Genomic DNA, 7,144 nt, shown 5'->3' with positions numbered 1-7,144 from the left:
ATAATAACTATAATTTAGGAGAGATTTTGTTGAAACTCAAGCCTCGCTTTACATGGATATTTGTTTTACTATTATTTATCATTGCTTTCTTCACCACTTCAATGGCGTACTCACAAATCCGTGCAAAGGAGCCTACGCCAACACAACCACCTACTACTAGTAAAAAGATTGTTGACGAAGAACTTGTCACTACAACTTCTGAAGCAACATTAGGCATGATTGGGGATATTTTATTACATTATCCTATTTATACATATCCCGACTTTAATTTCGCTTTTGAAAACGTTAAAGAACAAATGGAAGGCATTGATATGCTGATAGCTAACCAAGAGTCTATGCCTGCTGGCGATACACTTGGACTAAGCACATACCCATCATTCAATAGTCCACCACATATCATCCGTGATTTACAACTCAATGGTGTGGACTTTGTAACGATAGCTAATAACCATACATTAGATAAAGGCGAAAATCAGGTACTGCTTAGCATCGAAAACTTAAAGCAATATAATATGCCGTATGCTGGTGCATTTTCTTCTGAGGAAGATAAACAACAAGCCCGCATTATGCATATTAATGATATTTCAGTTGGTATACTAGCTTACACGTATGGTACTAATACGTTCGGTACAGCGCATCCTGATAATAAAAGTTACCTTGTATCCTATTTAGAGGAGGAGCAGGTATTAAAAGATATTAAGGCCCTTCGTTCGCAAGTTGACTTCATTGTGCTATCACTGCACTGGGGTGAAGAATATAATACAGATAATAATGACTATCAACGTCAACTCGCTACTACCTTCTTCGACGGAGGGGCAGATGCCATTTTTGGTCATCATCCACATGTCTTGCAACCATTTGAATGGATTAATGATAAGCCCGTCTTTTATTCTCTAGGTAATTTTTATTCTGCACAGCCTTGGGCAGCTACTAATGTCGGAGGGATTGGGCGCATTAACATTCGTAAAACGGTTACAGGCGAAAAAAGCACCATTGAAACTACAGCAGCTAACTTTTTCCCTACAACTGTTACACGTGATGTTTATAACGGGGCTGCAGATTCGCCAGCCTTTCGTGTAGTGCCACTCGAAATGTTTGGCAACCAAATGGGCTGGGACACTTCATTTGTAGAACAGCATCTGGGATTACAATCTTGGTAAATAAAAACGACGTTGCTATTTTACTAGCAACGTCGTTTGTTATTTAATCTCCAAATATTCTTCTAGTGTGCTGTTAGCTTTAACGATTTTAGTTGCTACATCTTCGCCAACATATCTAAAATGCCAAGACTCGTACATATAACCTGTAATATCTTCTTTACCTTTTGGATAGCGCATAATAAAGCCATATTTATGTGCATTATCGCGAATCCAAATGCCTGCCTCGCTCTCACCAAATTGCTCTGTTAACCAAATATCCTCTTTACCTACTTCGCCAACGTCATATACTAATCCAGTTTGATGCTCTGAATAACCCGGGCGTGCACTATAGCGGTCTGCTGCATCCTTACCATCACGTGCTACATAATTATTATAAAGCGTTGTTTGGTAATCGTAAGAACGATAACCACTAAAAGCAGTTAGTGTAAAACCTTGTTGTTTAGCTGCAGCAATTAACTCATCCATCGCCTTACGTGCCTCAGGCTGTTCACCTGGTGCAAATGTTTTAGGTAATGGGTAACGTTTGCTCGCAATTAAAATATCTTTAATATAGGTTGGCTCTGTTGGTAGCTCTTGCCCCTCCACATAACCATTGTCATCTAATACCTCAGGCTCTTGTTTAATTTCTTCAGGTGGTGCTGGTTCTAGCACTTCTGTTGGTTGCTCATTCACTGTCTCAGCGTTAGGCTCAACTACTTTATTTTTTTGCCATATCACAACAACTATACTACCAATCAGCAACAACCCTACAATAGTCGCTATAACACTATACGTCCATTTTTTTCGTTTCTCTTTTGCTCTTCTACTACGCATGCCATTACCTCCTCAGCTTAATTGTAAAGTTTGTCGAACAAAAAAACGAGGCGATACGCCTCGCTTTATTAATATACAACTTCTTGCGCTAGTTCATTTAACTCAAAACGATAAAACGGATAATTAGGTTTGTCTCGGAAGTGCTTCGGTGTAACACCTGCATACTTTTTAAAAATACGTGTAAAGTAGCTTTGGTTACAAAAATGAAATTGATTAGAAATCGCTGTAATACTCTTGGTTGTATGACGTAAATAATACTGCGATTCTTCTACACGACGAATATTTAAATACTCAACTAGTGTAATCCCAACATGCTCTCTAAAAATACGTGAGAGATGACTTGTACTAATATGGAAATGCTTAGCAATATTTTCAACAGTTAAGTTGCTTTCAAGTTCATCGTTTATGTACATGATTACTTTATTCACAGTCTGATGACGATATGTAGGCTGCTTACGATCTGCAATAAAGTCAATATAAAACTCAATTAACTCATCTGCTACTTGTAAAAAGCTCGCATCACTCATATTCGAAATCACTTCTGTACAGGCAATATTAAAAGCAAAAGCCTTTTTGGCAGGTACTTGATTGTCTAATAGCTTGCGTGCAATTATAGATGATAACACTATGAAATATGTGCTCATCCCTTTGATTGCTTCCTTACCAAAGCGCTCCGTTAAGATACCAATGATTTCAGCCATGGTAACTTTCGCATTGGTTTCCTCCAAATTATATACTTGATGTAATAGCTTTGTTTCTAGTTCAAAGAAACGATCCACTTTTGGGAAATCACCCACGACATCTACTTCTTGAAAATAAGTTTTCGAAATCGCTTCGGCTATTGAATTATGTTTTTTCTCCATAGTTATCCTCTACTTTCTTACTTATAAGTTCTCTAACAATTACGCGGATGTTGTAACCTTGATTATGTATGGTAATAAAATAGATTAAATAAAAGTAAAATTTATTTCTTTAGTCCAGTAAAATCGTAACATAGTTATTAAGTTGCAATCAATACATTTATTGTATTATAGGCTTTTAGTACTCGTCGTCGGACATTAGGACCTTTATTGATTTTAATTATATTATTATTCTAACATATATTGTATTTTTCGAGAGCGTTTCTCGAGAATTTATTTCTAACATTTACAGTATAACATGAGTTTATCGCTATCTTTTTTCAGCTATGATACAATCTTTCAGTATGAAACTTACATTTTTTCTTATTTTAGTTATGTTAATTGGACATTTAGCACTATAATGACTTGAAAATTCTGTTTCCTTTCTTTTCCTTTCTTATCCATATATTCCGGGTACTGCGCTTTTCACTCTTAATCGTACGGGTAAGTTGTGTTAAAAAAGTGAAGTTCACTCTTTAGACACATTTTAAGTTACTTATTACGCAATCTTCTCTATTTTAATTTTTACTATTTGTAGTAAAATAGATAGTAATCATTTTCTTTATTAAAAGAATACTAACGAGGTGTTAACATTGGATCCTAAACAAATTGAAGAAATCATGGACGTCATCAAGGAATTCTTCCCTGAAAATACGTCAATCGCTATTTCAAACTCTGACGAGTATGTATATTATCAACCGAGTAAGAAAGTAGATTTAAAAATTAAGCCAGGCGACCCTGTTAAAGAAGGCTCTGCTGCACATAAAGCAATGAGCTACGGTCAAAAAATCAACTCTTATATTGAGCCAGATGTTTTCGGTGTATCTTATTTTGGTATGAGTATCCCTTTAATTGATGAGGGCGAAACAAAGGGCGCAATCACAGCTATCTTCCCACAAAAGCCATCTCCGTTCTTAACGAACTATATTACCGTAAAAATTGATGACTGCTGGTACCCAATCAAACACGACCAAGTAATTTACCTAGAAACACAATTACGTAAAACATTTGTTAAAACGATGAACCGAGAAGGCTATCACCGTCTTAACTTAAGCGACCTTGAACTGTTCTTAGCGCCTGATTCATTCATTCGCTGTCACCGTTCGTATATTGTTAATATTGACTATATTGAAGAGATTCAACCAGACTCTCACTCAACATTTTTATTAATTATGAAAGATAATACACGTATTCCAGTAAGCCAACGTTATGCAAGTTATTTCCGTCGCTCACTAGGCTTCTAATCATTTAAGCCCCTACACGATATCATTGTGGAGGGGATTTCTTATAGTTATCTACTTTAAAACGCTTAACTTGTCGGTTAAACGTCAAAAAGCTCGTTTTTACTTTTTTTAAGCACTTTCATGCTATACTTAAAGTAAATGTGACAATTTGGTGATAATATAGTTTAAGGAACTATGTGAGTTCATGGTTAATAAACAGAAAATTCTTACAAAATTGTAGGCTGTTTTTAACATCATTCCATACACAAAAAACTTTTAGGGGAGGATTTTTACAATGGATGCAACTTTACAAAAACGATTAGGTATGAAAGAACTTGAGTCTAAAATTATTTCAGCTCAAGAGGCGGCAGCGTTATTTACAGACGGTGACGTAGTAGGTATGAGCGGGTTTACACGCGCGGGGGATGCAAAGGTTGTTCCTATGGCTTTAGTTGAGCGTGCTAAAAACGAAAAACTACAAATTGAGGTTTACACAGGTGCTTCATTAGGACCAGAGGTAGACAATTTCTTAGCTGAAGCTGGTGTTATTAGTAAGCGTGGACCTTTCCAAGCTGACCCAGGTATTCGTAACATGATTAATGCTGATAAAATTAAATATGTCGATGCTCACCTTTCTCACAATGCTGAGTTAGTACGTCAAGGTATCATCGGACCAATTAAATATGCAATCATCGAAGCAGTAGCTATTACTGAAGATGGTTTTATCATTCCAACAACTTCTGTAGGTAACTCACCAATCTTTGCTGAGTATGCAGAAAACATTATTGTTGAATTAAATATTTCTCACCCAGAAGCAATGATCGGTATTCATGATGTTTATGTGCCTGCAGAACAAGGCAAGCGTGAAGCAATTCCGATGACTGATGCTACACAACGTATCGGTGATGTTGGTATTAAAGTAGACGTTAACAAAATCAAAGCTATCGTAGTTTCTGAAGAGCCAGATGCGCCTTCATTAATCGTTCCTCCAGATGAGGAAACACAAAAAATGGCTGACCTTTTACTAGAGTTCTTCCAATCTGAAATTGACGCTGGTCGCTTAACTAAGCAACTTATGCCGCTACAATCAGGTGTAGGCTCTGTAGCAAACGCTGTATTAGATGGTTTTGCTAACTCTGACTTTGAAGATTTAGTAGTAGCTTCTGAAGTATTACAAGATGCTGTATTTAACTTAATCGACGCTGGTAAAGTTAAATTTGCTGCTGCAACTTCAATTACACTAACAAAAGAATTACAAGAAAAAGTATATGGTAACCTTGAGAAATATGCAGATAAAATTTGCCTACGTCCTCAAGAAATCTCTAACCACCCTGAGCTTATCCGTCGTTTGGGACTAATCTCAATCAATACAGCGCTTGAGTTAGATATTTACGGTAACGTAAACTCTACACACGTATCGGGTACACGTATGATGAACGGTATTGGTGGTTCAGGTGACTTCGCACGTAACGCGCGCTTAGGCATCTTCGTAACGAAGTCTTACGCTAAAGGTGGAGACATTTCGTCAATCGTACCAATGGTATCTCACGTAGACCATACAGAACATGATGTAGACGTAATCGTTACTGAGCAAGGTATTGCTGACTTACGTGGGCTATCTCCAAAAGAGCGTGTTCCACTAATCATCGAAAACTGTGCTCACCCAGAGTATAAAGAACAATTATGGGACTACTACAACCGTGCTTTCGAAGCAACAGGTGGTCACCAAACACCACATTTACTTGACGAGGCACTTTCTTGGCACGTAAATCTTGGCAAAAACAAAACAATGAAAAAATAAGTACGTAGCCGTTTCTCAAATGTTGAGAAACGGCTCTTTTTTATTATTTTCAATTAGTGCTATAATAATGAGAATATATCTCATTACATGGAGGCACTATGAAACTTTTTATTTATGCGATTATCTTTTTCTCGTTTTTTGATTTATTTACCCAACTTCCTGTTATTAGTACATTCGCTGACTCTTTAGGCGCAACTTCATTTTTAACAGGCTTAGCTGTAGGTATGTATTCACTTTCTAATACTTTTGGTAATATTGTATCGGGTATTTTAACGGACAAAAAAGGGCCGTTCCGTATTTTAGTTGTTGGATTATTTACCACCAGTATTGCGCTTTTTCTTTATAATGTAGCATCTGGCCCATATGTTTTATTAGTCATTCGTTTTGTGCATGGCTTAGTGGCAGGCTTTATTGTTCCTGCTGCCTTTACCTATTTAGCTAATGATACAGCTAATGAAAAACGTGGTAAGAACAGTGCCATTTCTGGCGCATTTGTTGGGATTGCAGCAATTACAGGACCTGCTTTTAGTGGTATTTTAGCTAATCGTATTAGTGTGCCTTTTGTTTTTACTATTACTGCCGTAGCAATGCTAATTTTAGCAATTATCGCTTTAGTTGTTTTACGTCAAACAACTATTACACGCCCTAAAAAAGATACGCTAACTAAAAATGAGCCACCAATTCGTGCCTTTTTTAAAAATCGCAATACTGTTAAAGCATTTAGTGGTGCTTTCTTTTTAATGTTTTCGCAAGGTGTTATTGCTTATTTATTACCATTGCAGGCACAAACGCTTGGTTATGACTCTCGCTTAGCAGGTACATTACTTAGTACGTTTGGGATTGTGGCAGTGTTAGTATTTATTACGCCAGTTAATCGCATTTTTGACCGTGTTGCACCATTAATTACAGTAGCTATTGGGATTGCATGCATGGGGGTAAGTCAAATTTTAATTAGTCAGGCCAATGACCAAGGGCTTTTATATGTCGCTATGATTGTATATGGTATTGGTTTTGGGTTACTATTCCCTTCACTTAATTCATTATTAATTGATTCAACTACACCTGAAGTACGTGGTAAGGCGTATGGTTATTTTTATGCGTTCTTCTCCATTGGTGTTGTTGCAGGCTCTATTACGCTTGGTATTTTAGATTTAAGCTTAACAGGTAGCTTTATTTTAACGGGTATTATTTTGTTAAGTTTTGCGTTTTATACTATTATGCCCACAAAAAAATCCGTAAGCGTATAAA

6 protein-coding genes are annotated in these 7,144 nt (G+C 36.7%); 4 read left to right on the top strand and 2 right to left on the bottom strand.

Annotation, left to right across the window (positions count from 1 at the left end; all coding sequences use genetic code 11):
- Nucleotides 1-1,160: CapA family protein (locus CH76_RS12725; RefSeq protein ID WP_235190403.1), on the top strand; the 1,160-nt coding region annotated here is incomplete at its 5' end.
- A 39-nt stretch (nucleotides 1,161-1,199) separates the two neighbouring features.
- On the opposite strand, the gene CH76_RS12720 is transcribed toward CH76_RS12725, so the two are convergent.
- Complete coding sequence (locus tag CH76_RS12720; protein WP_036147034.1) at nucleotides 1,200-1,973, bottom strand: D-alanyl-D-alanine carboxypeptidase family protein; 774 nt, start codon at nucleotides 1,971-1,973, stop codon at nucleotides 1,200-1,202.
- A 68-nt stretch (nucleotides 1,974-2,041) separates the two neighbouring features.
- On the bottom strand, nucleotides 2,042-2,836 hold the full coding sequence (locus CH76_RS12715) for a helix-turn-helix transcriptional regulator (RefSeq protein WP_036147033.1): 795 nt from the start codon (nucleotides 2,834-2,836) through the stop codon (nucleotides 2,042-2,044).
- A 629-nt stretch (nucleotides 2,837-3,465) separates the two neighbouring features.
- On the opposite strand from CH76_RS12715, the gene CH76_RS12710 reads away from it, so the two are divergent.
- The 3 genes from CH76_RS12710 (at nucleotide 3,466) to CH76_RS12700 (ending at nucleotide 7,143) form a co-directional block, all read left to right on the top strand.
- Complete coding sequence (locus CH76_RS12710; RefSeq protein ID WP_036147031.1) at nucleotides 3,466-4,116, top strand: LytTR family DNA-binding domain-containing protein; 651 nt, start codon at nucleotides 3,466-3,468, stop codon at nucleotides 4,114-4,116.
- A gap of 274 nt (nucleotides 4,117-4,390) precedes the next feature.
- Nucleotides 4,391-5,896 carry a succinate CoA transferase gene (locus CH76_RS12705; protein WP_036147029.1) on the top strand — a complete coding sequence of 502 codons (1,506 nt, stop codon included), beginning with the start codon at nucleotides 4,391-4,393 and terminating at the stop codon, nucleotides 5,894-5,896.
- A 98-nt stretch (nucleotides 5,897-5,994) separates the two neighbouring features.
- Nucleotides 5,995-7,143 (top strand): MFS transporter, encoded by a 1,149-nt coding sequence (locus CH76_RS12700; RefSeq protein WP_036147027.1) that lies wholly within the window; start codon nucleotides 5,995-5,997, stop codon nucleotides 7,141-7,143.
- Nucleotide 7,144 lies beyond the last annotated feature (1 nt).

The organism is Lysinibacillus sp. BF-4 (assembly GCF_000743635.1).
In the GTDB taxonomy this organism is placed as follows: domain Bacteria; phylum Bacillota; class Bacilli; order Bacillales_A; family Planococcaceae; genus Metalysinibacillus; species Metalysinibacillus saudimassiliensis.
Note: the sequence above shows the minus strand (reverse complement) of the source record. Positions and strands in the feature narration are given on the sequence as shown.